This window comes from Sphingomonas sp. GW821-FHT02B09, from assembly GCF_059421875.1.
In genome coordinates, this window is the sequence record NZ_JBWKVV010000003.1 from 215412 (window position 1) to 240052 (window position 24641).

General features: G+C 67.6%; 26 protein-coding genes. 6 read left to right on the forward strand and 20 right to left on the reverse strand.

Translation table 11 applies throughout. From position 1 onward, the window contains the following. Positions 1–118 precede the first annotated feature (118 nt). The gene (locus AC07U4_RS15405) at positions 119–952 is read right to left on the reverse strand and encodes a response regulator transcription factor (RefSeq protein ID WP_052075730.1); all 834 of its coding nucleotides are present in this window, start codon (positions 950–952) and stop codon (positions 119–121) included. Positions 953–1320: 368 nt separating this feature from the next. On the opposite strand from AC07U4_RS15405, the gene AC07U4_RS15410 reads away from it, so the two are divergent. The 4 genes from AC07U4_RS15410 (at position 1321) to pcaF (ending at position 6990) form a co-directional block, all read left to right on the forward strand. Then, positions 1321–4140 (forward strand): TonB-dependent receptor, encoded by a 2820-nt coding sequence (locus AC07U4_RS15410; protein WP_495196011.1) that lies wholly within the window; start codon positions 1321–1323, stop codon positions 4138–4140. 302 nt (positions 4141–4442) lie between these two features. Continuing rightward, complete coding sequence (locus tag AC07U4_RS15415; protein WP_495196012.1) at positions 4443–5129, forward strand: 3-oxoacid CoA-transferase subunit A; 687 nt, start codon at positions 4443–4445, stop codon at positions 5127–5129. Next, entirely contained in the window at positions 5126–5788 is a 663-nt protein-coding gene (locus tag AC07U4_RS15420; protein WP_495196013.1) for a 3-oxoacid CoA-transferase subunit B, read from the forward strand. Before AC07U4_RS15415 ends, AC07U4_RS15420 begins: the two co-directional genes overlap by 4 nt. Next, a complete protein-coding gene (pcaF, locus tag AC07U4_RS15425; RefSeq protein ID WP_495196014.1) occupies positions 5785–6990 on the forward strand; it encodes a 3-oxoadipyl-CoA thiolase in 1206 nt (401 codons plus the stop codon). The genes AC07U4_RS15420 and pcaF overlap by 4 nt, the downstream gene beginning before the upstream one ends. 4 nt (positions 6991–6994) lie before the next feature. Here the strand turns inward: pcaF and AC07U4_RS15430 are convergent, their stop codons facing one another. From AC07U4_RS15430 to AC07U4_RS15490, 13 genes are all read right to left on the reverse strand, one after another. Further along, on the reverse strand, positions 6995–7288 hold the full coding sequence (locus AC07U4_RS15430) for a YciI family protein (protein WP_495196015.1): 294 nt from the start codon (positions 7286–7288) through the stop codon (positions 6995–6997). Further along, positions 7288–7665 (reverse strand): Rieske (2Fe-2S) protein, encoded by a 378-nt coding sequence (locus AC07U4_RS15435; RefSeq protein WP_495196016.1) that lies wholly within the window; start codon positions 7663–7665, stop codon positions 7288–7290. The genes AC07U4_RS15430 and AC07U4_RS15435 overlap by 1 nt, the downstream gene beginning before the upstream one ends. A 9-nt stretch (positions 7666–7674) precedes the next feature. Then, positions 7675–8742, reverse strand: a complete 1068-nt coding sequence (locus AC07U4_RS15440) for a maleylacetate reductase (protein ID WP_495196017.1) — start codon at positions 8740–8742, stop codon at positions 7675–7677. Continuing rightward, positions 8739–10211: an aldehyde dehydrogenase family protein gene (locus AC07U4_RS15445; RefSeq protein WP_495196018.1), complete on the reverse strand. Its 1473-nt coding sequence runs from the start codon at positions 10209–10211 to the stop codon at positions 8739–8741. Before AC07U4_RS15445 ends, AC07U4_RS15440 begins: the two co-directional genes overlap by 4 nt. A gap of 10 nt (positions 10212–10221) precedes the next feature. After that, positions 10222–11247 (reverse strand): hydroxyquinol 1,2-dioxygenase, encoded by a 1026-nt coding sequence (locus AC07U4_RS15450; RefSeq protein ID WP_495196019.1) that lies wholly within the window; start codon positions 11245–11247, stop codon positions 10222–10224. A gap of 21 nt (positions 11248–11268) precedes the next feature. Next, complete coding sequence (locus AC07U4_RS15455; protein ID WP_137897983.1) at positions 11269–11781, reverse strand: cupin domain-containing protein; 513 nt, start codon at positions 11779–11781, stop codon at positions 11269–11271. Between the two features lie 112 nt (positions 11782–11893). Then, complete coding sequence (locus AC07U4_RS15460) at positions 11894–12784, reverse strand: helix-turn-helix domain-containing protein (RefSeq protein ID WP_495196020.1); 891 nt, start codon at positions 12782–12784, stop codon at positions 11894–11896. Then, positions 12781–13890 carry a 3,4-dihydroxy-2-butanone-4-phosphate synthase gene (ribB, locus tag AC07U4_RS15465; RefSeq protein ID WP_038667755.1) on the reverse strand — a complete coding sequence of 370 codons (1110 nt, stop codon included), beginning with the start codon at positions 13888–13890 and terminating at the stop codon, positions 12781–12783. The genes AC07U4_RS15460 and ribB overlap by 4 nt, the downstream gene beginning before the upstream one ends. A 47-nt stretch (positions 13891–13937) precedes the next feature. After that, positions 13938–14450 carry a flavin reductase family protein gene (locus tag AC07U4_RS15470; protein ID WP_342666996.1) on the reverse strand — a complete coding sequence of 171 codons (513 nt, stop codon included), beginning with the start codon at positions 14448–14450 and terminating at the stop codon, positions 13938–13940. A gap of 151 nt (positions 14451–14601) precedes the next feature. Beyond that, positions 14602–15462: an intradiol ring-cleavage dioxygenase gene (locus AC07U4_RS15475; RefSeq protein WP_495196021.1), complete on the reverse strand. Its 861-nt coding sequence runs from the start codon at positions 15460–15462 to the stop codon at positions 14602–14604. Position 15463: 1 nt separating this feature from the next. Continuing rightward, positions 15464–15643, reverse strand: coding sequence for a hypothetical protein (locus tag AC07U4_RS15480; RefSeq protein ID WP_495196022.1), 180 nt, complete (start codon positions 15641–15643; stop codon positions 15464–15466). Positions 15644–15667: 24 nt separating this feature from the next. Beyond that, the gene (locus tag AC07U4_RS15485) at positions 15668–16930 is read right to left on the reverse strand and encodes an MFS transporter (RefSeq protein ID WP_081974485.1); all 1263 of its coding nucleotides are present in this window, start codon (positions 16928–16930) and stop codon (positions 15668–15670) included. Positions 16931–16975: 45 nt separating this feature from the next. Further along, the gene (locus AC07U4_RS15490) at positions 16976–18325 is read right to left on the reverse strand and encodes an acyl-CoA dehydrogenase family protein (protein WP_495196023.1); all 1350 of its coding nucleotides are present in this window, start codon (positions 18323–18325) and stop codon (positions 16976–16978) included. Positions 18326–18485: 160 nt separating this feature from the next. Between AC07U4_RS15490 and AC07U4_RS15495 the strand changes: the two genes are divergently transcribed. Further along, positions 18486–19049, forward strand: coding sequence for a carboxymuconolactone decarboxylase family protein (locus AC07U4_RS15495; RefSeq protein WP_038665558.1), 564 nt, complete (start codon positions 18486–18488; stop codon positions 19047–19049). Here the strand turns inward: AC07U4_RS15495 and AC07U4_RS15500 are convergent, their stop codons facing one another. The 6 genes from AC07U4_RS15500 to AC07U4_RS15525 form a co-directional block, all read right to left on the reverse strand. Beyond that, positions 19050–19682, reverse strand: a complete 633-nt coding sequence (locus AC07U4_RS15500; RefSeq protein WP_038665556.1) for an NADPH-dependent F420 reductase — start codon at positions 19680–19682, stop codon at positions 19050–19052. It lies immediately after the preceding gene. Between the two features lie 96 nt (positions 19683–19778). Then, the gene (locus AC07U4_RS15505; RefSeq protein WP_495196024.1) at positions 19779–20597 is read right to left on the reverse strand and encodes a helix-turn-helix domain-containing protein; all 819 of its coding nucleotides are present in this window, start codon (positions 20595–20597) and stop codon (positions 19779–19781) included. Between the two features lie 174 nt (positions 20598–20771). Next, a complete protein-coding gene (locus AC07U4_RS15510; protein ID WP_038665553.1) occupies positions 20772–21200 on the reverse strand; it encodes an SRPBCC family protein in 429 nt (142 codons plus the stop codon). 24 nt (positions 21201–21224) lie between these two features. Then, entirely contained in the window at positions 21225–21680 is a 456-nt protein-coding gene (locus AC07U4_RS15515; protein WP_495196025.1) for a Zn-ribbon domain-containing OB-fold protein, read from the reverse strand. Beyond that, positions 21677–22828: a thiolase domain-containing protein gene (locus AC07U4_RS15520; protein WP_495196026.1), complete on the reverse strand. Its 1152-nt coding sequence runs from the start codon at positions 22826–22828 to the stop codon at positions 21677–21679. Before AC07U4_RS15520 ends, AC07U4_RS15515 begins: the two co-directional genes overlap by 4 nt. Positions 22829–22850: 22 nt before the next feature. Beyond that, entirely contained in the window at positions 22851–23603 is a 753-nt protein-coding gene (locus AC07U4_RS15525; protein WP_495196027.1) for a maleate cis-trans isomerase family protein, read from the reverse strand. Between the two features lie 156 nt (positions 23604–23759). Here AC07U4_RS15525 and AC07U4_RS15530 point away from each other — a divergent pair, with 156 nt between their 5' ends. Beyond that, positions 23760–24530, forward strand: coding sequence for a helix-turn-helix domain-containing protein (locus AC07U4_RS15530; protein ID WP_038665543.1), 771 nt, complete (start codon positions 23760–23762; stop codon positions 24528–24530). Positions 24531–24641 lie beyond the last annotated feature (111 nt).

Here is a 24641-nt window from a genome sequence, read left to right on the forward strand (position 1 = left end):
AGATGCTCATCATCCGCCAGGCGGAGCGGTCGCGGCAAGAGCGTCAGGCGCCGCCACGGCGACGGCTCGATCAAGGGTCGCCGGGTTGCGCACAGGATCCCGACTTCCCTTCAGATCGCTAACAGCCGCCGTTCGTCGCGAGATCGCAGGCGACGACCGGCATAAACAGATAGCCGCCGCTGCGCACCGTGCGGATCAGTTCGTCCGCCGTGTGATCGGCGAGCTTGCGGCGCAACCGACTGACGTTGACGTCGATCGTCCGGTCGCGCTGCCCGCCGGCCGGCTTGCCGCTGGCCACCGCAAGCCGCTCGCGAGACTGTACCGTGCGGGGCTGGGCGACGAACCTCAGCAGCATGCCATATTCGCCGTTGGTCAGCGGCACCACCGCGCCGGCGGGCGAGGTAAGCGTGCGCGTCTCGACTTCGAAGGTCCAACCCGCGAACCGCGCGACCGCGATCCTTTTGTCCCGATCCAGCCCGGCCTCGCCGATATCGACCGCCGCAACCGGCGGCGTCCGGCTGCGGCGGCGCACCACCGACCGGACCCGCGCCAGCATCTCGCGCGGGCTGGTCGGCTTCGCGACGCAATCGTCGGCCCCCATTTCGAGCGCGACGATCCGGTCGACTTCGCTGGCATGGCGGCTGAGCATGATGACGCCTGGGCAATGCCGCCGCTGCGTCAACATCCGCAGCATCGCCAGGCCGCCATCCTCACAGACCATCATGTCGAGGATGACGAGATCGCAATCCTGACCGCCGGCGCCATTGCGCAAGGCCGTCACGCCGACCGCCTCGGCGAGGAACCCATGATCGCACAGCATCGCCACCAGCACCGACGCCGCCTGTGAATCGCGGTTGACGACGAGCACGCGTACGGGTGCGTCGTCGCCTGCGACCGGGAGGTGCGCCGCCACCGGGCCGTGCGCGACGTTTCGCAGGACGTCCTGGGTCATCCTTCCGTTTCCTTTGCTGGACCCCGGGCGGGGCGGAAACGGCTTTCCTGCCAGCAATGATTTTCCCTGATGTTTCCACACGTTGCAAATGACAAACTTGGCGGCGGAGCAACGATGCGCCTTCCTCATTCCGGCAGCACCCCGTTAACATTTTGATATATATCCATCGGGAAACAATGTTTCTCCATGTATCATTCGACTTGATACTGAAGCAAACCGTGGCTGTCCGACAACTCATCCAAGAAATGCTGCGCCTCTTCCAGATTACGACATTGTCATGATGGCGTTTGGCCGCCACCCAAGGCCTGCGGACTGACTCCGCAACATTCGATCGCCGAAAAATCAGTTGAATTTCTGGGAGTGAAGACATGCGTCTGGTCGTTCGCAAACGCCTGCTGGCGTCCACCTTGTTGCTGGGCGTCGCCCAGCCCGCCTGGGCGCAAACCGATCCCGCCGCGACCGCCGCCGCGCAGGACAGCGCCGAGGAGAATGGCGAGGGACAGGAAATCGTCGTCACCGGATCGCGCCTCGGTGGGCAGCAGCTCGAACAGGCCTCGCCGATCGCGGTGGTCAGCGCACGCGAGATCGCGCTGTCCGGGCAGGTCAACGTCGAGAATATCATCAAGGACCTGCCACAGCTCGTCCCCAGCGTCACCAGCGCGTCGAACAATCCCGGCGGCGGCGTCGCCACCACCGATCTGCGCGGCCTCGGCGCGACGCGCACGCTCGTGCTGGTCAATGGCCGGCGCTATGTTTCGTACGATTCCAGCCAGATCGTCGATCTGAACACGATCCCCGCGGGCCTGATCGAACGCGTCGACATCGTCACCGGCGGCCGCTCCGCCGTCTACGGCTCGGATGCGATCGCGGGCGTCGTCAATTTCGTGACGAAGAAGGATTTCAGCGGCGCGCAGGCGAACGCCAGTTATCGCATCAACGGCGCGGGCGACGGCGGTACGTTCAATTCCAATCTGCTGCTCGGCGGCAATTTTGCCGACGGCCGCGGCAATGCGACCTTCTACGTCGATTACACCAAGCGCGACGGCATCCTGCAGGCGGATCGCAGCTATGCGCGGCAGGCGCTGGTCGACGATGGATCGGGCGGCCTGATCGCCGGCGGCTCCGGCTCGATCCCCGGCACACGCTTCGCGATCGGCGGGGTCAACCGCAAGTTCGCCGCCGACGGCAGCTACAGCGCCTATAACTCTGCGACCGACGCCTATAACTATGCCCCCTACAATTACCTGCAGGTGCCGCAGAAGCGCCTGCTGATCAGCGCGCAGACGCATTACGAGGTGAGCCCGGCGCTCAACGTCTATGCCGAGGGCCAGTTCATCAACAATCGCGTCAAGAACCAGCTCGCGCCGACGCCGTTCACCGGCTCGGTCGCGCTCGACGTCGATTCCTCGTTCCTGTCCGCCGGTTCGCAGGCGCTGCTGCGCGGACTCGATACCGACGGCGACGGCTATGTCACCTCGACCATCTACCGCCGCCTCAGCGAGGTCGGCAATCGCGTGTCCAGCAACGACAACACCGCCTATCGCACGGTGATCGGCGCCAATGGCGACATCGGCCGCGGCTGGGCCTACGACGCCTATTACAGTTACGCCCGCACCCGCTCGACCGAGACGCAGACCGGCAATGTCTCGCGCAGCCGCGTGCTTCAGGCGCTGCGCACCACCTATGACGCCGGCGGCAATCTGGTCTGCGCCAACACCAGCAACGGCTGCGTCCCGCTCAACATCTTCGGCGAGGGCAATATCGGCGCGGATGCGGCATCGTTCATCAGCATTCCGGTGCAGAACGGCAGCACGATCACCGAACAGGTCGCCAGCGCGTCGATCACCAACAACCATCTGTTCGACCTCGGCGCGGGGCCGGCGGGGATCGTCTTCGGCACCGAATATCGCAAGGAGAAGGGCAGCTACAGTCCCGATTTCTCGCTGTCGTCGGGCGACGTCGTCGGCTTCAACGCCGGCGAGGGGCTGAGCGGCGGCTATGACGTCAAGGAAGCCTATACCGAGATCGCGGTGCCGCTGCTCGCCGACAAGCCGTTCGTCAAGCGGCTCGAGGTCAACGGCGCTTATCGCTATTCCTATTATTCGACCGCGGCCAAGTCGGTGAACACCTATTCGGGCGGCGTCGTCTGGGGGATCGTCCAGGACCTTTCGCTGCGCGGCCAATATGCGCGTGCGGTGCGGGCGCCGACGGTCAGCAACCTGTTCAGCGGTTCCGCACAGGATTTCCCGACCGCGACCGACCTCTGCACGACGGCGACGGCGGTGAGCAACGCCAATCTGCGCGCAAGCTGCCTCTCGTCCGGGGTCCCGGCGGCACTGCTCGGCACCGCCTATGACGGCGGCAGCACGCAGATCCAGAGCATCACCGGCGGCAATCCCAATCTGCGCGAGGAAACGTCGGACACCTATACCGCCGGCATCGTCCTGCAGCCGCGCGTCCTGCGCAATTTCTCGCTCACCGTCGATTATTACAAGATCAAGATCGCCAATTACATCGCCTCAGCCGGCACCTCGAACCTCATCCGCGCCTGCTACGGCGATGCCGGCAACGGCTATACGCCGTACGACACCGGCTATTGCGCCGCCCTGCCGCGCGACGCCAACAGCTATGCGATCACCGATGCGGTCAACACGCTGTCGAACACCGGCGGGGTGAGCACGCGCGGCGTCGATTTCGAGGCGCGCTATCGCACGCAGCTGGGTTTCGGGCTGTTCGGCGAGCAGACCAGCCGGCTCGACCTGCGGTTCAGCGGCACGCGCCTGATCGCGTTCGATTACAATCCGCTCGCGGCGATCGCCGACCTGACGATCGACTGCGCGGGCAAGTTCGGCGTCACCTGTGGCAACCCTTATGCCAAATGGCGCCTGTCGGGCCGCACGACCTGGGCAAGCGGGCCGGTGACGGTGTCGCTGCTCTATCGCTACCTTTCGCCGGTCGACGACGATTCAGGCGAATATTCGGTCAACCACATCAAGGCGTACAATTACTTCGATCTGACCACCGCCTTCGAGGTCAAGCCCGGCTTCACCTGGTCGGTCGGCGTCAACAATCTGTTCGACAAGCAGCCGCCGATCCTCGGCGACAATCAGGAACAGGCCAACACCTATCCGTCGACCTACGACCCTTATGGACGTGCCTTCTTCGTGAGCACGACGCTGAAGTTCTAGGGTGGATCGAACGCCCCCACCAGGCAGGGCTCGATCGGGGTGTTGCAGTCGCACTTCCCGTCGTGCCGGCATCCCGCTTCTTCGCACCGTCCGAAGAAGCGGGACCCGCGTGGGCCGATCGATCAGGCAGGAGATACGTCAGGCGGACCGATCGGCATAGCGACTTGCCGGACACTTCAATTATGGAAAGGAACCTGTCACCTTAGACAAGGGCGACCCTAGTTCCGGATTGCAATCCACGCAATGTCATCTCCGTACCAATTCTTTTGAAACACAGTTCGACATTTCGACAAGGCCAGATCATGCTTGATAAATCGTCCGCATCAATCGGGCATGCGCTTTCCACGATCGAGGATAACGCGACGATCATGATCGGCGGCTTCGGCACTGCCGGCATCCCGAACGAACTCATCGATGGTCTGATCGACACGGGCGCTCGCGATCTCACGATCATCAACAACAACGCGGGCAATGGCGATACGGGTGTGGCCGCGCTCATTGCCGCGGGGCGGGTCCGCAAGATCATCTGCTCCTTCCCGCGACAATCCGACTCGCATCATTTCGACGCCGCCTATCGCGCCGGGCGCATCGCGCTGGAGCTGATACCCCAGGGCAATCTCGCCGCCCGGATCCATGCGGCGGGCACGGGCATCGGCGCATTCTATACGCCGACCGGCTACGGAACGCTGCTCGCCGAAGGCAAGGAGACGCGGACGATCGACGGACGCGACTATATCCTCGAATATCCGTTGCGCGCCGATTTCGCGCTCATCAAGGCGCATCGCGGCGATCCGTGGGGCAATCTGGTCTATCGCAAGACCGCGCGCAATTTCGGGCCGATCATGGCGATGGCGGCGACCTGCACGATCGCGCAGGTGGCCGAACTCGTCCCGCTCGGAACGCTCGATCCGGAAGCGATCGTCACGCCCGGGATCTTCGTGCAATATGTCGTCGAAGTGCCGTCCGCGCAGAAAGGAGCCATCGTATGAACCGCTGGAGCCGCGACGACATGGCGCGACTGGTCGCCGAAGACATTCCCGATGGCGCCTATGTCAATCTCGGCATCGGGGTGCCGACCAGGGTCGCCAATCACCTCGGCGCGGATCGCGACGTGTTGCTGCACAGCGAGAATGGCGTGCTCGGCATGGGGCCGGCGCCGGCGGCGGGCGACGAGGATCCCGAACTTATCAATGCGGGCAAGCAGCCGGTCACGCTGCTGACCGGCGGCAGTTTCTTCCATCACGCCGACAGCTTCGCGATGATGCGCGGCGGCCACCTCGATTTCTGCGTGCTCGGCGCCTTCCAGGTGTCGGTGACGGGCGATCTCGCCAACTGGCATACGGGCGAGCCCGATGCGATCCCGGCGGTCGGTGGCGCGATGGATCTGGCGATCGGTGCCAAGCGTACGTTCGTGATGATGGATCTGCTCACCAAACAGGGAAGCAGCAAGCTGGTCGATCGCTGCAGCTATCCGCTGACCGGGATCGGCTGCGTCTCGCGCCTGTATACCGATCTGGCGATCTTCGACCTCGGTCCCGACGGCGCGCGCGTTCGCCGGGTCGTCGACGGTCTCGACGCGGACGAATTGCGCCGCCTGTGCGGCGTCCCCCTCACCTTTGCGGACGATACCGCCGGGAGATCAGCATGACCCACGCCTATATCTGCGACGCGGTGCGGACGCCGATCGGGCGTTACGGCGGCGCGCTGGCGAAGGTCCGTGCCGACGATCTCGGCGCCGTGCCGATCCGCGCGTTGCTCGCCCGCCGGCCGTCGCTCGATCCGGCGCGGATCGACGAGGTCTATCTCGGCTGCGCCAACCAGGCCGGCGAGGACAATCGCAACGTCGCGCGGATGAGCCTGTTGCTCGCCGGTCTGCCGCATACGGTGCCGGGGGTCACGCTCAACCGGCTGTGCGCCTCGGGTCTCGACGCCGTCGGCAGCGCGGCGCGCGCGATCCGCGCCGGCGAGATCGGCCTCGCGATCGCCGGCGGGGTCGAAAGCATGACGCGTGCGCCGTTCGTGGTCGGCAAGGCGGACGGGGCGTTCGGGCGCGGCCAGACGCTGGAGGACACGACGATGGGCTGGCGCTTCGTCAATCCGCTGCTTGAGGCGCTGTACGGCACCGAGACGATGCCGCGCACCGGCGAGAATGTCGCGGAGGACCACCGGATCAGCCGCGCCGATCAGGATACGTTCGCGCTGCGCAGCCAGCAGCGCGCGGCGGCGGCGCATCAGGCGGGCTTCTTCGCCGAGGAGATCGTCGCGGTACCGCTGCCGCAACGGCGCGGCGCGCCGCCGGCGGAGGCGCGCGTCGACGAACATCCGCGCGCCGACACGACGATCGAAGCGCTGGCGGCGCTGCGGCCGCTGTTCGCGGGCGGCACGGTGACCGCGGGCAATGCCTCGGGAATCAACGACGGTGCGGCGGCGCTGCTGATCGCGGACGACGCGGCGATCGCGCGCGAGGGCCTGACGCCGCGTGCGCGCATTCTCGGTTTCGCCGCGGCCGGGGTCGAACCACGGGTGATGGGCATGGGGCCAGTGCCGGCGATCGAGAAGCTGCTCGCGCGGCTGAACCTCGGCATCGACGCATTCGACGCGATCGAACTCAACGAGGCGTTCGCCAGCCAGGCGCTCGCCGTGCTCCGCCATTTCGGCGTCGCCGACGATGCCGCCCACGTCAATCCGAACGGCGGCGCGATCGCGCTCGGCCACCCGCTCGGCATGAGCGGTGCGCGGCTCGCGCTCACGCTGGTACACCAATTGGAGAAACGCGGCGGCCGGCTGGGACTGGCCGCGATGTGCGTCGGCGTCGGCATGGGTGTCGCGCTCGCGGTCGAGCGGGTCTGACCGGTCAGGCGATCGCGCCGAGCCCGATCGTCCAGGGCCGGACGTCGATCCGTTCGAACAGGCCATACAGCAAATAAGGGTCGCTCGCCATGAAGGCGTGGACCGCGGCGACGTCGACCGCCGCGAACACCAGCGCGGAGCCGGTCATCGTGCCGGCCGCGTCGAGCAACGGCCCGCCGAGGATGCAGCGGCATTCGGGGTCGGATCGCCGGATCGACGCGCGATGCGCCTCGCGCAGCCGCTGCCGCAAGGCGGCGGTGCCGGGGCGATCGACCGCGTGGAACAGGAACCGGTCCATCACGCGATCGCCAGCTGGCCGTCCGGCGTCACGATCACCGGAATGCGCCACAGCCCCTCCCCCTCGCACGCCCCGGACAGGCAGCGGCCGTCCTCGATCGCGAACCGGGCGAAATGCTGGACGCATTCGATCTGTCCGTCATTCAGGAACCGGTCGGCCTGGTGGTTCAGCGGCAGCGAATAATGCGGGCAGAGGTTGAAATAGCCGAAATAGCGGCCGTCGCGGCGCACGACGAACATGCCGAAGGCGCTGCGCCCGCGACCGAACACGAACTGTCGCGCCTGCCCCTCTGCGACGAGTGCCGCATCGCCCAGCACGCTTCCCGATGCCGGCGCATTGGGCCGCAGCCGCCAGCTGTCGTCGGTTGGGGTGGCCATCGCTGCGTCTCAGGCTGCCGGCGGGTCGCCGGCATAGGCACGCGCGATCAGCGCGCGCACCCCGTCGCGCTCGACGGCCCGCGGGTTCCAATAGGGATTGCGCAACGCCTCGTCGGCGGCGTGGTCGATCCCGTCCGCCGGCATGCCGATATCGCGCAATGCGGTCGGTGCCCCGATCCGCCGCGCCAGCGCGACCAGCGCCGTCACGGGATCCTCGCCACCGAACGCACGGCGCAGCGCGGCCATCGCGCCGGGCGCGGCGGGTGCGTTATAGGCGAGCGCATGGGGCAGGACCACGCTGTGCGTCTCGGCATGCGGCAGGTTGAACGCGCCGCCCAGCGTGTGGCACAATTTGTGATGCAACGACATCGACGTCGTCGCGAGGACCATGCCGCACAACCACGCCGCCCGCAACGCCTGCGCTCGTGCCTCCGGATCGCGCGGCGTGCCGATCAACCGGGGGAGCGCCGCGGCGAAGGCGCCGACCGCCTCCTCCGCGAACAGACCGATCACCGGATTGGTGTCGCGCGCGTACAGCCCCTCGACCGCATGCGCGATCGCGTTCAGCCCGCTGGTCGCCGTCATCGCGACCGGGAGGTCGAGCGTCAGGTCGACGTCGTAGATCACCGCCTCCGGCAAGACGTTGAGCGTGCGTTGCGTCGTCTTGCGCTCGCCCGCCGTCTCGCCGAGGATCGGGGTCATTTCCGACCCCGCGTAGGTGGTGGCGACCGCGACCTGCGGCACGTCGGTACGCAGCGCCAGTGCCTTGCCGAGCCCGATCGTCGAACCGCCGCCGATCGCGACGACGCAATCGGCATCCAGGTCGTTCAGCATCGCCAGCGCGCGCGCGGTCACCTCCACCGGCGTATGCATCGTCGCCTCGGCGAAATGCCCGACGATCAGCGCGCCGGCGTGCATGGCCAGCGTCCGCGCCTGATCCGCCTGCTGTGCGGTGGAGAGCAGCAGCGCGCGCGTACCGCCGACCTGACCGATGACGTCGGCCAGTTGCGCGGTCACCCCCCGCCCGAACAGCACGCGCCCGGGCAGGCCCTCATAGCGGAAGGTCTGGACGCTCATCGCCGGTAGAAGGGCGGGATCTGGGCGTCGACATTGACCCATACCGATTTCGGCACGGTATATTCGCGCATCGCCTCGAAACCCATTTCGCGGCCATAGCCCGACTGGCCCATGCCGCCGAACGGCGAAGCGGGGTGGACGCGCTTGTAGCAATTGATCCAGACCATGCCGGCATGCAGCCGCCTGGCGATACGGTGCGCCCGCGTCAGGTCGCTGGTCCACAGGCCGGCGCCGAGGCCATATTCGGTGCCGTTGGCGATCGCGAGCGCCTCCTCGTCGGTGCGGAAGGTCAGCACGGTGACGAACGGGCCGAACACCTCCTCCTGCGCGACGCGGTCGCCGGGCCGGGCGCGCACGATCGTCGGTTCGACGAAACACCCCCTGGCATAGTCCTCGCCGTCGGGTTGGCGACCGCCGGTGACGATCTCGCCGCCCTGTTCGCGCGCGACCTCGACATAGGACAGGACGCGCTGCTGATGCAGGCGGGAGGTCAGCGGCCCCATCTCCGTCTCCGGATCGAGCGGATCGCCCAGTCGGATCGATCGGGCAAGCGTCGCGAACCGGTCGAGAAAGTCGTCGACCACGTCTTCGTGGATGATGAGCCGCGAACCGGCGATACAGGCCTGCCCCTGATTGTGGAAGATCGCGAAGGCCGCGCCGCCGACCGCCGCGGGGATATTGGCGTCGGCGAAGACGATGTTCGCCCCCTTGCCGCCCAGCTCCAGTTGCACCTTCTTCAGATTGCCGGCGGAGGCATGGACGATCGTCCGCCCGGTATTGGTCGATCCGGTGAACGCCACCTTGCCGATGCCGGGATGCTCGGCGATCCGCTGCCCCGCGGTGTGGCCGTAGCCGGTGACGATGTTCACCACGCCGTCGGGGATGCCGACCTGCTGCATCAGCTCGCCGATGCGCAGCGTCGACAGCGGCGTGATCTCGGACGGCTTGATGACGATCGTATTCCCGGCGGCGAGCGCCGGTCCCATTTTCCAGCTGGTGAACATCAGCGGGAAATTCCACGGTACGATCGCGCCGACCACGCCGATCGCCTCGCGCTCGACATAGTTCAGGAAGCCAGCGTCGACCGGGATCACCGATCCTTCCAGCTTGTCCGCCATGCCGCCGAAGTAGCGATAGCACAGCACCGTGCGCGGCACGTCGAGCGACAGGCAGTCGCGGATCGGATGGCCGGTGTCCATCGCCTCGAGCCGTGCGAGGTTGGCGGCATCCGCCTCGATCGCGTCGGCCAGTTTCAGCAGCAGCCGGCCGCGCTCATGCGCGGCCAGTGCGCTCCACGCCGGGAAGGCGGCACGGGCAGCCTCCACGGCGAGATCGACGTCGGCCGCCGTCGCTTCGGCGACCTCGGCCAGCAGCGCGCCGTCGTACGGATTGTCGACGCGGATCGTCCCGCCCTCGACGCCGTCGACCCATTTGCCGCCGATCAGCAGCTTCGTCTGTAGACCCGTCACGCAAATACCTTCAGAAATCGACGGCGACGACGGGCGCCGTACCGTTGGCGATCATCTGGGGAATCCTGCTCGACCCGTTCTCCCACACCAGCAGCATCGACCGCTTGGTCGAATAGCCCTGATGGCGGATGTCGGCGGGCATGCAGCAGATGTCGCCGGCACGGGCGAGGACGCGCGCCCGCGGCTTGCCGGTATCCTTGTCCTTCACGTCCCAGGTGATCTCGTCGGACAGTTGCAGGAACCATTCGCAGCGGTCGTTGCCATGTTCGACCGGCAGGATGAACTCCTCCGACGTCGGGCAGAACAGGCTGTCGCCCACCACCGAACAGACGCTGGGATTCCACGTCACGTCGCTGCGCGAGAGATAGCCGAACAGATTGTAGGCGCTCACCTCATGCTCGAAGCCGGGTTCGGCCTCGACGAGCGGCTGATCCTGCGCGACGTCGGCGAACTGGCGATTGACCGGAAAGCCGTTGGCATCGGAACGCACCGGCGTATCGCCGGGCAGTCCGACCATGCGGCGCGCGGTGACGCGCTGGCGCGTGATCGCCTCGTCATTGTCGCCGTTCTTGATGCCCCATGGCGTTCCGGTTTCCATCGGCGCGGCGAAGGGATCGAAACCGCTGTTGGTCCAGTCCGACAGGATATCCTTGAACACCCCCATCAGCACGCCGGCGGCGAAGCGTTCCTCGTAATCGCGGCCCGCGGCGGTATAGGCGTCGTTGAAACGACCCGCGAACACGGTGACTTCGCCATAATGGTTGATGGTCCCGAACACGCCGTCGAAATTGACCACGCCGTAGAAGAAGCCCCAGGCGACGTCGCGCATCATCGCGCGCAGGAACACGTCGATCGGCAGGATGTGCGTCCCGCCCGGCCATGCCAGCCGCGCGAAATATTCGTCGCGGCTGAATTCGAAGCTGCCCGCCTTGAAGGCGCGATAGCCGGTCTGGTTGTTGGTCGACAGGACGGCGACATCGGTGCGCAGTCCTTCGGTCGACGGCTGGGTTGCGAACAGCGCTTCGGACATGGCCATTTCGATATTCTCCTCTGAAGCTCAGGCGGCTTCGGTCTGGCAGATCGTCGCCCATTTCTGGACGGTGACGGCACCTTCGATGGTCTGGAACAGGATGACGGACGGCGTGTCCGCCTGGAACCGATAGGCGGCGCCGACCGGCAGCATCGCCATATGGCCGCGGCCGAGCACGACGCGCCCCATCTTTCGCCCTGCGGGGATCGCGTCGCCGAGCGCCACCGCGCCCTCGCCCTCCGGATCGACCACGGCGTCCGGGTCGTCGAGCTTGACGAAATGGACCTCGACCGCGCCGTCCATGCACAGCACGAATTCGTCATGGGCGCAGCCGAACCAGCCGGAGACGCCCTCGGCGCGGGCGGTTTCGATCACATATTCGAAATTCTTGCCGACCGCGACGCGCTCGTACGGCGCCGAGGTGTCGGCGACCTCGAACACGTTCGAAAAGACGTAGTTCTTCGGGTTGTCGTCGATGATCTCGACCCCGCCCTTGCGATAGTCGCGCAAGCTCCCGAACTGGGTTACGACACCGTCCATATCCAACTCCTGCATCTTCGCGTCGCGCGCGATTGATCCGAACAGACGATACCGGGGGATGCCGAGGCCCGTCCTGCACGATACGGGTTTTCCTCTGCATGATCCGGCAGTGTCAGTGCATGGCGGCCGAGCGGAACCGGCCCGGCGTCATCCCGAAGCGGCGGCCGAACATCCGCGTCAGATGCTCCTGATGCGTAAAGCCGGTCTGCACCGCGACCTCGGCGATGGCCGCGCCGCGCAACAGCAGGTCGCGCGCCAGATCCAGTCGCGCGTCCATGACGAACTGATAGGGCGAGCGTCCCGTCGTGTGCTTGAACCGGCGCGCGAACTGCCCCGGCGGGAGACCCGCCGCCAGCGCCAGGGAATCGACCGTGATCGCCTCTTCGATATGCCGATGCACGAGATCGCGGACGGCATCGATCTGGTCGCTGCTCAACCCGGCGGCCGACGCCGATGCCGCGTGCATCGCGCTCGAATGCGCGGAGACGATCCGCGCCGCGAGAATCCGCGCCACCGCGTCGGCGAAGAAGCCCGACTGGCGCTCGGCCAGCATCGTGCAACAGACGATCCCCATCTGCTCGATCACCGGATCGTGGACGCCGAGCCCCGGCATGATCGCGAGCGTGGCGGGATCGACGCCCAGTTCGCGCGCCGCCGCATCGAGCATCGTGCCGCGCACGTAGATGTGGATCGTCTCGAGCGTGCCGTCCAGCGAAACGCCGAAATCGCGCCCGGCAGGCAGGATGAACAGGCCGCCGCGCTGCACCTTCGCACAGGCCTGCTCGCCGCTGAAGTCGCGCTCGATCCGGACCGGGCCGCTGAGATGCATGACGATCAGATGATCCGCGCAGGCCCGGAAATAGCCGGTATAGGGCTGCTCGATCTGCCGCGAGGCGAACAGCGTCCGCCAGCCGAGCCCCTCGCTCGACGCGATGAGCGTCTGGCCGGGCAGCGCCAGGATGCCGTGCGTGTCCTCCACGCCCAACGCGTCGGCGCCGGTCATTTCGGGAAATCGAACGGTTGCTGCCGGACGATCCGCAATCCGAACGCCTCCAGCCCGACGAGTTGCGGCGACGGCGAGCTGGTGAGCAGCACGAGATCGTGCACGCCGAGATCGGCGAGGATCTCCGCGCCGACGCCATAGGATCGCGGGTCGATATCGGGGTCGGATTCGCGCGTCGCGGGCAGCGGCACGCCCCGCTCGGTCCGCGGCACGATCAGGACGATGACGCCCGCCCCGGCCCGCGCGATCTGCTCCATCGCCTGCGGGATGGCACGGGTCCGCGAGCCCTGTTCGCCCAGCAGGTCGGACAGCAGCGACGCGGTATGCATCCGCACCAACGTCTCGCCGTCCGCCGCGACCGCGCCTTTCTGCAGCACCAGCGTCTCCGACCCGTCGACCTTGCTGCGATAGGTCAGGAGCTGCCAATCGCCGCCATAGGCCGAATCGAACGCCTTGCTCGCGACGCGTTCGACGACGCGGTCGAAGCGCCGGCGATAGGCGATGATATCGCGGATCGTGCCGATCTTGAGGTCGTGCCGCTCGGCGAAGGGCAGCAACTGATCGAGCCGCGCCATCGTGCCATCCTCGTTCATGATCTCGCAGATCACGCCCGACGGGTTGAGCCCGGCCAGTCGCGACACGTCGACCGCCGCCTCGGTATGCCCCGCGCGCACCAGCACGCCGCCGTCGCGCGCGACCAGCGGAAAGACGTGGCCGGGGGTCACGATCTCGTCTGCGCCCTTACCCGCATCGATCGCCACCGCCACCGTACGCGCCCGGTCGGCGGCGGAGATGCCCGTCGTCACGCCGTCGCGCGCCTCGATCGAGACGGTGAACGCCGTCTCGTGCCGGGTGCCGTTCTGCCGGGTCATCAGGCCCAGACCGAGATGATCGACGCGCGCCTTGGTGATGGCGAGGCAGATCAGCCCGCGACCGTGACGCGCCATGAAATTGATCTTCTCGGGCGTCGCCATCTGCGCCGGGATGATCAGATCGCCCTCATTCTCGCGATCCTCGTCGTCGACCAGGATGAACATGCGGCCGTTGCGGGCTTCGTCGATGATCTCGTCGGGGGTGGCGACCGGGATGCGCCGGCCCGACCGCATGGCGCCGTCGCCGCGGCGGTCGGGACGCTGGGGTTCGGCCGGCGATGTCATGCGCCGACCGCGTCGATCGCCCGGACGTTGTGATATCCGCCGCGCAGGAAGATCAGCGGATCGCCCGCATCCGCGCAACTGAGGTCGTCGACCGCGCCGACGACCAGATAATGGTCGCCGAGTTCGAACACCGATTCGACCCGGCAGTCGATCCAGGCGAGCGCGCCGTCGATCAGCGGCAACCCCGCCGGGCTCGACCCGTGCGACAGGTCGGCGAACTTGTTTTCCATCTTCGACGCGAAGCGGCGGCAGATATCGAGCTGATCCGCGCCCAGCACGTTGACGCAGAAGCGTCCGCTGTCGGCGATGCTGCGCCAGCTGGATGACGTCTTGCCGGGAAAGAAGCCGACGAGCGGCGGATCGAGCGAGATCGAGGTGAACGACCCGACCGCGAGGCCGAACCGTGTGTCGTCCTTCGCCGAGGTGATCACGCACACGCCGGTCGGATAGGCGCCCAGGACCTTCCGGAAACTCGCAGGATCGATCATCGCTACGGTCGAGGCGGACATCATGCTCTCCTGTACGTCGGAAATCGCGTCTGGACCGATGTCGAGATCGCCCGCCGATCGTCTGGACCCGGGTTATCGCCTGTTCCCGGGCGATCACAATTTCCCCGCCGCCGATGTCCGCCACGTGTCCCCGCCCCCCGCGGGCGGCCGTTCATTCGGGTGCGAGCACGACGTCGGCGCGCAGTTCGTGCCATGGCCCGGTCCGCATCTCGCCGTCCGGTCCCGGCCCGGCGGGATGGACGACGATCGGCCGGATCAGCGACGGCTTGACGCCGAACACCACGTCCGAATCGAGATAGGGATCGCCGGCAGCGAACAGATGCGTCACCAGCTTGCGATAGCCCGGCGCGCTGACCATGAAATGGACGTGCTCGGGCCGGTAGGGGTGGCGCCCCTGCAGCTTCAGCAGGTCGCCGACCGGGCCGTCGTCGGGGATCGGATAGGCGGTCGGCCGAACCGTCCACAGGCTGAACCCGCCATCCGCCGTGCTCCGGAACCGGCCGCGTGCGGCGAGCCCCGGACGGTCGTGCTGCTTCTGCACGTCGTAGAAGCCTTCCGCATCGGCGTGCCAGATGTCGATCGTCGCGTCCGCGATCGGCGATCCGTCGGCGGCACGGACGACGCCCGAGATGAACAGCGACGCGCCCGCCAGGTCGCCGCGCATGTCGGCGCCCGACGGAAAGCTGGGCGGCGGCACGTAGAATGGGCCGAACACCGTCGTCTCGGTCGCCGCGGCCGGCAGGTGGTTGTTGATCGCATCGACGATCATCGACACGCCGAGCACGTCGGACAGCAGGATATATTCCTGTCGGCTGTCGCTGCACATCTGGCCCGTCCGGGTCAGGAAGGCGATCCCCGCCATCCATTCCTGCTCGGTCGGCGCGACCTCGCGCACGAAGGCGTGGAGATGGCGGATGAGCGCCGTGCTGACCTGCCGCGCGCGCGGCGATGCCGCGTCCTCGACGCTGCGCAGCGCGCGGGCGGTGATCGCGTCCATGGCATCGTCGCTCACGTCACTCGATCCCTCTGCCGGGCGTATCCGTCCCGGCGGGCCGGTCGCGCGGCACGGCGCCCATGCCGTCGTTCGAATGTTTGGCCGACAGGATCATCCCGAACAGCACGAACCGCGACTGGATGCGCGAGTGCCGGCCGTCATGTGCCCGTATCGTCGGAGACTGGTCGCGCCAGAACATAGGCCTGCCTTCATGCAAGAGGGGTCATACCGGTTGCCGCTGTCGGGGCCGTGCCGGCGGAGCGGGCGTGTCCGCCAGCCGGTCGACCCGGCGCAGCGGTGCGAACAGGCGCGCGATCGCCGCGGTGGCCGCGATCGTCGCACCACCGCCGAGCAGGATCGCCGGCACCAGCCCGAACCAATAAGCGGTCACTCCCGATTCGAACGCGCCGATCTGGTTCGAGCTGCTGATGAAAAGGCCGTTGACCGCCCCCACCCGGCCGCGCAGCTCGGGCGGCGTGCGCAATTGCACCAGCGCGCTGCGGATATGGATGCTGATCATGTCTGCCGCGCCGATCCCGCACAACAAAGCGCAGGCCGGGACGAGGCTCTGCGTCAGCCCGAAGCCGCAGGTCAGCGCCCCGAACAGCAGCGTCGTCGCGACCAGCACGCGCCCGGCATGGCGTTCGACCGGATGGCGCGCGAGCCACAATCCGGTCAGCACCGCACCGACCGCCGGTGCCGCGCGCAGGATGCCGAGCTCCGCCGCACCGACGTGCAGTACGTCCTTGGCGAACACCGGCAGCAGCGCGGTGGCACCGCCGAGCAGCACGGCAACCATGTCGAGCAGCATCGCCCCGCCCAGCACCCGGTCGCGGCGGATGATCGAGAAACCGGCGAAGGCTGCCCGGAGATCGAGCGCCGGGGCAGTCGCGCTGCGGACGATGGCGGGGATGGTCCCGGCCGCGACGATTCCGAGCAGGAACAGGCCGCAGGCGACGGCGTAATCGGCCGCCGGCGACAGCGCATAGAGCATGCCGCCGAGGATCGGCCCGGCGAGCGTCCCCATCTTGGCGATCGACGTCGTCCAGGCGACGGCGCGCGCGACATGGCGATCGGGCACGACGCTGGGCAGCAGGGCGGTGTTGACGGGATGGTCGAACGCCCGCGTCGCCCCGGTCGCCAGCGCCGCGGCGAAGAGCAGCGCCGTCAGGCCGTCCTTGGACAATCCCGGCACCAGCAGCATCGCGGCGGCGAGCGCGTTCACCGACTGGACGCCGATCGCGACCCGCGCGGGGGCGAACCGGTCGACGAGCTGTCCCGCCGGAATGGCCAGCGCGAAACCCGGCAGGAACTGCACCAGTCCGACCAGCCCGAGGTCGAGCGCCGAGCCGCTCGCCTCGTACAGCCGCAGCGTCACCGCGAACGCCAGCACCTGCCCCCCCAGCGTTGAACATGCACGCAACAGCCAGACCTTCAGGAAGGGGCCGCGCCACGGGGAAAAGGAAGGCGAGCGTGCGTGCATCATGATCCCGGAACGGTGAGGAGGATCGTTCGCGGGGTCAGACGGCGGTCAACGCGCGACCGGTGCGGCACCGGGCGGGGGAGCGCCGACCGGCGCACCGTCCGGACGCGGGCCGCCGGGAGCCGCGCTGTCCGGCGCGATCCGCTCCGCGACCGTCCGGCGGGCCAGCATCACCGCGGTCCGCTCGTAGGCAAGGCCGGGATTGGTCCGCGCCATCGATATGTCGCGGAAGTAGCGCTGCAACCGGTTGCCGTCCTTCGCCGAGGTGCTCGTCCCGGCGGCGGTGTACAACAGATCGATCGCTTCCCCGGCCATGCGTGCGGCCTGCTGCAAACCGGCCTGGATCCGCATGTCGTCGATCTCCGCATAAGCGGCGGCGTCCTCGACGCCGGCCGCACAATAATCGAGGTAGGATTGCGCACCCGAGATGACCGCATTGCGCGCCGCCTCCAGCAGGCCGGCAGCGAGGCCATAGGGCCGCAGCAGGTCGTCCACGCCGCTGCCCGGCGCGCCCGGAGGACCCGCCGGCCCCTCGGCCTTCTTCTTCAGGATCAGCTCGAACTCGTCGAGCGCGGCGAACCCGATGCCGACCAGGATCGAGGTGATCTCGGTCTGGAAAAAGCCGAACATGCGCCCGGAATACATCGCGTTGCCGTGCAGGTGGTAACCGACGGTGCCGCCATCGATGTTGATCGAGAAGAAGTTCTGGCGACTGACCAGCGCATCGGGGACCAGCGCATCCTCGACCCGGATGCTGTTCGACCCGCTGCCGCGCAACCCGATGAAACCGCGCCAATTGTCGAGCATCGCCCATTGTTCGCGCGGGACGGTCACCGTGCCGAACATCGGCGGGCCGACCGGCGCGCCGCCCAGCGGGATCAGCCGCACGCCGAACATCGCATGGCTGCTGTGCGGCGAACCGGAGCAATAATCCCACTGGCCGTTGACGACCCAGCCTTCGGGCGTTTCGGTCGCGGTGCCGCTCGGCACGCCGCGGGCCGATGCGGCGAAATGACCGTCGGCGCCGAACAGAATGTCCTGCCCCGCCTTCGAATAGAGCGCGGCGGCATTGAGCGCATGCGCCGAGGCGAGGCAAAAGCCCCAGCCGGTGCTGGGGCAGCCGCGGGCGATCTCCATCACCACGCGGGCGAACACGGTGAGGTCGAATTCGTAACCGCCATACATCCGGGGCTGGAGGATGCGGTACAGGCCGGCATCGCGGAATCGCTGATGCATCTCGTCCGAATAGGTCCCGCGGGCTTCGACATTGGCCTGGTCGGCCAGCAGGAGCGGGCGAAGCGCGCTGGCGCGCCGGACGATCTCCGCCGACGTAAGGTCAGGCTCGGGCTGCGGCAGGCCGGCAGCGGCCGAGGACACGTCTTTCAGGAGAGTTGCCACGGGATACCCACTTCTAGATGACAGATGCAGCGTGTGTGGATCGACCGGCACCGGCCGGCAACGCGACACCGTCGCCCGTCCGCTCCGCGTACCTCGTTTGGCTTCCCTCGCCGGCGGCCCGAGCGCATGGACATGGCGATACCAAGCGGGAGGGACGGCCATGCGCGACGAGACGACACCACGGATCGCGGCGGTCGATCCGGAGGCGATGACGCCGGCGCAGCGCGACGCCGCGGCCGTCGTCGCCGCGGGACCACGCGGGTCGGTGCGCGGGCCGTTCGCGGTCCTGCTGAACAGTCCGGGGGCGTTTGCGGCGGCACAGGGGCTCGGCGCCTATCTGCGCTTCGAAAGCCCGATCCCGGCCAATCTGCGCGAACTGGCGATCCTGGCGACCGCGCGCCACTGGCGACAGGATTACGAATGGACCGTCCATGCCGCGCTGGCCGCGACGGCGGGCGTCAGCGCCAGCGCGATCGCGACGCTGGCGGCGGGGACGGACGTGGCCGGACTGACGCCAGAGGAAGCGATGGTGCTGGAATTCTGCCGCCAATTGCATCGGTCGGGCAGCGTCGACGACACCATCTATGCGCCGGTCGCCCACCTGCTCGGCGCGGCGGGGGTGATCGATCTGTGTTCGGTATGCGGCTATTATGCGTTGCTGGCGATGGTGATGAATGTCGCGCGCAACCCGCTGCCCGCGACACCCTCACCCTTCGCCGGTTGATCAGGCGGGCGTCTTTGCGGACGCCGCCTCCTCGACCGTGAACAGCTTCATCTTGTTGGTCAGCGGACCGCCCATCGCGATCTGCTTGCCACCCTGATCGATCGGGCCGAGATCGACCGGCTCGGCACCGAGGTCGCGGATCAGTGCGGCGACCGCGGCATTGGCCTCGGCATCGCTACCGGCCAGGAACAGGACCTTGGCATCGTCCTGCGGCGGCAATGCCTTGTCGAACAGGAAGATCGGCTCATGGTTGAAGGCCTTGACCAGACGTGCGCCCGGAACGTGGTCCGCGACGATATCGCTCGACAGCGCGCCGCCGATATCGATCACGTCCAACGGCGTCGGCCCCAGGCGATTGTTGGTCGCGTCGATCACGATCCGGCCCTGCCACGACAGGCCGTCGGTCGCCGCGGCCAGCTGGGGCCAGCGGATCGCCAGCAGCACGATATCGGCCTGTGCGAGCATGTCCGCCGGAGTCGCCGCGACGACGTCGCCATCGATACCGTCGACCAGCGCCTTCAGCGTATCCGGTCCGCGCGAATTCGACAGGATCACCCGCCAGCCGGCCTTGCCGGCTTTGGGCGCCAGCATCTGTGCAAGACGGCCTGCACCTAGAAAACCGAGAGTCTTCACCGAACATATCCTTTGCGTGAGGGTCGGCGACGACCTGTCCATCCGGGGCGCCGGCCAGCAATGGCCACGCCCCGGCCGTCCGGCTGGTGTACGGCGTCAGGCGGCGAGCCGCGCCCAGCCCGGTCCGCCGTCCGGACCGGGGGCGGCGCCGGGGATCAAGTCGCGCAGGCTTTCCTCCACCCGGTCGCGCGCCGCCATGAGCGGTCCGCCGAGCTGGTCGCGCGCCTCGTCGAACGTCAGTTCGGCGGCATGCCAGACGACGTTCATGCAGGCGACGACGTCGCCGCCGACGCGGACCGGCACCGCCATGCTCGCGCACCGGCGATGCGCGAGATCGTGGCAGATGACGAAGCCGTCACGCCGTCCGTCGCCAAGCGCGCGTTCGATCGTCGCCCGGTCCGCGAACGCATCGTCCGCCGTGGCGGTGGCATAGAGATCGTCGAGTATCGCGTCGCGCGCCGCATCGCGGCAATGGCTCAGATAGGCGAGGCCGAGCGGGCTGACGAGCATCGGCCGCGATTGCCCGATCATGCCGATATCGGCGGACATCGAGCTGATCCGGTGCGTCGATTCGACGATCAGCATGGCATGGTCCTGCGGCACGGCGATGTCCGAAGGCCAGACGACCTGCGAGGTCAGCGCGTGCATCGCCGGCCATGCCGCGTGGCGGATGAGGCCGAACTGGTCGCGCGACTGCGCGAGCTCGCGCACCTTCGGCGACACGCGGAATTCGCGCGAGAACGGCCCCTGATAGATCAGGGTGAGCTCGCCGAGCGTTTCGAGGATGCGGTGGACGGTAGGGCGCGGCAGATCGAGGCTGCGGCAGATGTCGCTGGGATGCGCACCGTCGACGGTGTTCAGATAGCGCAAGACCTCGATGCCACGCGAGAGTGACCGGATATGCTTGTATGTCATAACCTCTCCAGGTTCTTTTATGGCGGAGAGACTAGCATGGCGACGGGCGGGCCACAAACGGCGGGCAACCCGCCGTCATCCGCACAATCAGCTTATGACGTTGTTTTAATTGGATAAGATCGATGTACACGGACCGGACGATCGGTCATTCGTCCGATCCGTGTCGCAGCGATGTCAGGCCGTGCCGAACTTGTCGGCGAGCCCCTTGAGCGCGCCGGCGATATCGCCCCCGATGCCCTTCTCGGCCATCTCCTTCATGGCATCGGGGATCTCGACCGCGATGCTGTAGTCGACCTGCGAGCTCTCGCCCGCCGCGTTGACCTTGAACGTCGCGAGGAACCCCTCGAGGCGCGGCACGCCGGGCGGCAGGATCTGGTCGGGCACCATCTCATAGGCGAGGATGCGCTGGTCGTCGTCCAGCGTCGCGATGCGATCGAGCACGGTGTTGCCGCGCGCCATCTTGACGACGCGCTCGCCATCCTTCTCGCCCTTTTCGGTGGAGACGATGTGCGGCTGCCATTCCTCGAAATTGTAGAAATCACGGACGTAGGTCCACACCGTATCGGCCGGCGCCGCGAGCTTGATCGACTGGGATATCTTCACGTCACTTCTCCTTTGGGGATTCGTTCAATCGCGGACCGACGCGGCCCGGGCCGGCGCCATCGGCGCGAACCGGGGCAGCGATGCCTCGTCGCCCGCGTCGTGGAACACGACCTGCACCCGCTGCCCGATCGCGACGTCGGCAGGGTCGATGTCGACGATGTTGGTCAGCACCCTCGGCCCCTCGTCGAGGTCGACGAGGGCGAGAACGAAACTGCCGGCTTCGCGATAGGCGCCCTCGCCGCGATGGACGTGGCTGTAGCTGTAGACGGTGGCGAGGCCCGACGCCTCGCGCCAGTCGACGTGCATCGACCCGCAGGCGCTGCAGAACGCCTTGGGATACCAGATCGCGACGCCGCATTCGGTGCAGAACGGCAGGACCAGCCGGCCCGCCTTCGCCGCCGACCAGAACGGTCTGGTCTCGGGCGAGACATAGGGCGCCGGCGTCGGCAGGCCGGCGCGTGTCGTCGGATCGGCCATCATGCGTCCTCCCGTCCGAGTATCAGCGAGACGCTGGCTTGCCGCGACATCCCGCCGCCGGTGCCGTGCGCGATCGCCAGTTCGCAGTCGCGCACCTGCGTTTCGGCATGGGCCTCGCCGCGCAGCTGCCGCACCGCCTCGACGATCTTGACCATACCGCCCTGATAGCCGGGATGGTTGTTGCACAGGCCGCCGCCGTCGGTGTTGACGGGAATGGCACCGTCGCGGCGCAGCGCGCCGCTGGCGACGAACGCCCCGCCCTCCCCCTTCTTGCAGAAGCCGAGGTCTTCCAGCGTCATGATGACGGTGATCGTGAAGGAATCGTAGATCGAGGCATAATCGATGTCGGCCAGCGCGACGCCCGCCTCGGCCAAGGCGCTCGGCCCCGATATCGTCGCGCCGGTACTGGTGAAGTCGATGGCGCCGCGACCGCCATGCCGGATCGCCTCGCCATGGCCGAGGACCGTCACCGAGCGGCGTTGGAGGCTGCGCGCGATCTCGGGCGCGACGACGACGATCGCGCCACCGCCATCCGTGACGACGCAGCAGTCGAGCCGGTGCAGCGGGTCGGCGATCATCGGCGAATGGACGACGTCGTCGACCGTGACCAGCTTCCTGAGCAGCGCAGCGGGATTGTGTTGCGCATATTCCGAGGCGGTGACCTTGGCGGCGGCGAGCTGCGCCGCGGTCGTGCCATAGTCGTGCATGTGGCGCCGCGCGGCGAGCGCATAGATGCCCGCATTGGTCTCGCCATATACCGTCTCGAACGGAAATTCCGGGGTGTCGGCGGTATGCTTGTTGCCACGGAGGACGCCGCGCACCTTGGCGCCCTGGGTGATGAGCGCGACGCGGCATTTGCCCGCCGCGATCGCCGCCGCCGCATGGCCGACGTGCGACAGATAGGACGAGCCGCCGACGAACGTCGCATCGACATAGCGCGGCGCCAGGCCGAGATATTCGGTCAGCGAGACGCCGCCGAAGCCCAGTTGCCCGGTCGAGAAATAGCCGTCGACATCGCGGATCGACAGCCCGGCATCGGCCAGCGCGCCGATCGCGCATTCGGCATGGATCTGCTGCACCGAATGATCGGGCAGATCGCGCCCGGGATGTTCGAAGACCCCGGCGATATGGGCCTTGCCGCGAATGCTCATCGAAACTCCTCCAGGGGGCGGGTCATGCGGCGAGCCGGCCGAGCGACGGCAGCGGATCGCGGACGCCCGCCTCGCGCAGGCACCACCAGATCATCGCCTGATTGCTGGTCATCACCGGCATGCCGAGGTCGCGTTCGAGGTCAGTGATGATGCCGAAGACCCGGATCGCGGTGCAGCTGAGGAAGCACAGGTCCGCGCCGCTGCCGGCCTGGTCCATCGCCTGCCGATACCATTCGCCGGGCTCGACCGAGGACATCGCGCGCCCCTCCTTCAACCCCATGCCGGAGGCGTGGACGACCTCGACGCCGCAATGCCGGAGGAACGCCACCTCGCGCTCGACGACGGGCGCGATATAGGGCGAGATCATCATGACCCGGCGCGATCCCAGCGCCCTGATCGCTGCGACGATGCCATCGGCGGTGCTGATCGCCGGGCGTCCGGCGACCGCCTCCATGCGCAATCGCAACGCTTCTCCCATCTCCGGGTCGAACGTCGAGACCGCGGTGCAGTTGAACAGCAGCCGATCGATCCCGGCGTCGCTCAGCAGGCTGACCGCCGCCTCGACGCCCTCGGTCATGCCGAGAAGGTCCTCGCGCGTGCTGCCCGCCAGCTTCAACCGCGTCGTGTTGAGCGAGACGCCGGGGGGCAGGATGCGGGTGATCTCGGGCTCGGCGACCGGATTGCTCGACGGCAGCAACATGCCCAGCCGCAGCCGCCAGCCGAAGCCCTTGCCGCGCGAGGGGTCCGAGGCCCGCGAGGGGTCCAAGTTGGTCACGTCGCCCCTCCAATCGAGCCCGTCGTGCCGTGGTCCGACACCTGTTCCCGCTGTGCTGGCGCGCGTGCGGCAACGCCAATGCCTCCGCGGCGACGTCCGCCTGGTGTATCCCGGTTTCGTCTGGTCTCGGCTCGGGCGGAGGCTTACATCCGCGTGATGAACGAGAATATCCGCGCCCTGTTCAGGGGGATAAGCGCGCTGCGCATCGTCAGCGACACCGGCGGCACGACCTGCCAGCAGATCGCCAACGAACTCGGCCTGTCGCGTCCCACCGTCTACCGCATTCTCGAGACGCTGGTCGCCAGCGGCCTGGTCTCCGTCGACGGGGACAAGGTCTATCACCCGACCTTCGCGGTGCGCGCACTGGAGAACGGCCTCACCGATCGCGCCTGGGCGCTGTGGACCGCGACGCCGACGCTGGCCGAGTTGCAGAAGGAAGTCGTCTGGACGTGCGAGATCGCGACGTTCGAGGATTATGCGATGGTCCGTCGCGACTCGATGCACCTCGAAAATCCGTTCCGCATCGACGTGCGCAACTTCGACGATCGACCGCGCTCGATGCTGACGAGCGCGCTGGGACGGGCCTATCTGGCGTTCGCGCCCGATCAGGAGACCGACCTGATCCTGCGCCATATCGAGCGGTTCGGCGATCCGGTCGATCCGGAGGCACGGGTGGGAACGCAGACGCGCGCGCAACTCGCGACGGTGCGCGAGAAGGGCTATGCGCTCGAACAGCGGCTGGCCTATCCGCACGTCACCTCGATCGCCGCCCCCGTCCGCTTCCGCGGTCGCGTGCTCGCCTGTATCGACGTCGCCTGGATCTCGCGCGCGATCAAGGTGCAGGAGGGGATCGACCAGTTCGTCCCGGCACTGATGCGCGCGCAGACCGAGATCGAACGCAATCTCGAACGCGACGCGCGCGACTGACGCCGCCGGATGGCCGCGGTTCACCCCGCGGACGCCATCCCGATGCGGATTTACGGCGCCCTCCCCGCCCGCCTAGCTCGCCGCGATCAGACGCACGTGCCGAGGGCATCT